This window comes from Cellulomonas sp. P4_B5_2 (assembly GCF_056402235.1).
The window spans coordinates 1-1,997 of record NZ_JBFUHU010000498.1 but is presented as its reverse complement, the minus strand read 5'-3'; the positions used below and the strand labels follow the sequence as shown (position 1 = coordinate 1,997).

General features: G+C 75.5%; 3 protein-coding genes. 2 read left to right on the top strand and 1 reads right to left on the bottom strand.

The genetic code is table 11. The annotated features are described in order from the left end of the window. Both AC1DUQ_RS21605 and AC1DUQ_RS21600 read left to right on the top strand, forming a co-directional pair. A partial coding sequence (locus AC1DUQ_RS21605; RefSeq protein WP_477074622.1) for an MDR/zinc-dependent alcohol dehydrogenase-like family protein occupies positions 1-392 on the top strand: 392 nt, incomplete at its 5' end. Then, a complete protein-coding gene (locus AC1DUQ_RS21600; protein ID WP_477059921.1) occupies positions 389-1,375 on the top strand; it encodes an alpha/beta hydrolase in 987 nt (328 codons plus the stop codon). The genes AC1DUQ_RS21605 and AC1DUQ_RS21600, both read left to right, overlap by 4 nt. A 7-nt stretch (positions 1,376-1,382) precedes the next feature. Here the strand turns inward: AC1DUQ_RS21600 and AC1DUQ_RS21595 are convergent. Beyond that, the coding region (locus AC1DUQ_RS21595; RefSeq protein ID WP_477074621.1) for a restriction system modified-DNA reader domain-containing protein at positions 1,383-1,997 on the bottom strand (615 nt) is incomplete at its 5' end.

Below are 1,997 nucleotides of genomic sequence, written 5' to 3'. Positions count from 1 at the left end.
GTCAGCGGGTGCTCGTGCAGGGCGCCGGCGGCGGGCTGGCCTCGGCGGCGATCCTGCTCGGCGCCGCCGCGGGGCTCGAGATGATCGTGACCAGCCGGTCGCAGGACCGTCGCGAGCGGGCGTTGTCCCTCGGTGCCGCTGCGGCCGTCGAGCCCGGTGCCCGGGTGCCCCGGGTCGACATCGTGCTCGAGAGCGTCGGCAAGGCCACCTGGTCGCACTCGGTGCGCTCGGTGCGGCCGGGCGGGACGATCGTCGTCGCGGGTGCCACCAGCGGGGACGCCGAGCCGGCCGAGCTGACCCGGATCTTCTTCCAGGAGATCAGCGTGGTGGGCACGACGATGGGGTCGCGCGACGACCTGCAGCACCTGCTGGCGTTCCTCCTCGAGCCATGAGCCGGGGGGACGCGGTGGACGGCGAGTGGGTCGAGGACGTCCTCGGCCCCGACTACCACGTCCGCACGCTCGTCCTGCGTCCCGACGACGAGGGGGACGTGGTGGCCAGCCTGGTCCGCTACGCGCCGCCGACCGCCGAGCCGCTGCGCCCGTCGCGGGCGATCCTGTACGTGCACGGCTGGTCCGACTACTTCTTCCAGACCGGGCTCGCCGAGTACTGGCACGCGCGCGGCGCCGCGTTCTACGCCCTCGACCTGCGCAAGTACGGCCGCAGCCTGCGTCCCGGCCAGACGCCGGGCTACGTCGACGACCTGGAGACCTACGACGAGGAGCTCGAGGCGTCGCTCGGCGTGATCACCACCGACCTGGGCGCGCGCGCCCGGGTGATGGTCATGGGCCACTCCACGGGCGGGCTCATCGCGGCCCTCTGGGCGCACCGGCACCCCGGCGAGCTCAGCGGTCTGGTGCTCAACAGCCCCTGGCTGGAGCTGCAGGGGTCGTCGGTGCTCCGGCACGTCAGCACCCCGGCGGTCGCGCGCATCGCCCGGTTCCAGCCGAAGGCCCCGCTGCCCAACATCGACCCCGGCTACTACGCCCGGACGCTCAGCAGCGCGAGCGGCGGCGAGTGGACGTACGACACGGTGTGGCGGCCGACGCCCTCGTTCCCCGTCCGCGCCGGCTGGCTCCAGGCCATCATGGCGGGCCACGCGCGGGTGGCCCGCGGTCTGGCCGTCGAGCAGCCGATCCTCGTGCTCGCGTCCAGCCGGACCGTCATCAACCCGCGCTGGAGCGAGGAGATGCGCCACGCCGACGTGGTGCTCGACGTCGAGCTGGTGGTGCGCCGGGCGGTGCAGCTGGGCACGCACGTGACTGTCGTCCGCATCCGGGACGGCCTGCACGACCTGACCCTGTCGCCGCCGCCCGTGCGCCGGCGCCTGTACGCCGAGATCGACCGCTGGTCCGCGGCCTACGGGTGGAGCTGACCGGGCGTCACGGACGCAGGATGCCGGTGGCCTCCGCGAGCGTCGGGCCGCCCTCGCCCAGCCGCCACGCGCGCCAGCCGTCGACGAGGTTCTCCGCCGCCACGGCCGCCGACGCAGCCTTGTCCGGGTCCGCGTACAGCTCGCCGGTGGGCAGCTCGATGAGGCCGTCGGTGCGCAGCATCGCGACGAGCCGCTGACCACGGCGCGCCCGGACCCAGACGAGCGTCGTGATCGCGCGGCGGCTCTTCGCGAGCGTGGCGAGCTCCGGCATCGCGTTCAGGTCGTCGTCGAGGACCGCGTCCCGGACGGGGGCGATCTCCTCGGTCGGTGCCGGCGGAGCGGGCGGAGCCGCCGGGGGCGGGGGCATCGGGATGGTCGGCACGGCCGGTGTGGCCGGGGTCGTCGGGAAGCTGGACGAGATCGGCAGCGGGGCGGAGACCGGGACGAACGGGCGGGGGCCGGCCGCCTCGCCCGTGCGCTCGCGTGGGGGCGTGCGCGGCAGCACCTGGTCGGCGGCGGACCGCAGGCCCACCACCGGGGTCAGCGTGGTCGGCGCCTCGTGCACGGTCGGCCGCGGCTTCTGGGCAGCGGTGGGCCGCGGCGCCGGCTCGGCAGGGGGGGG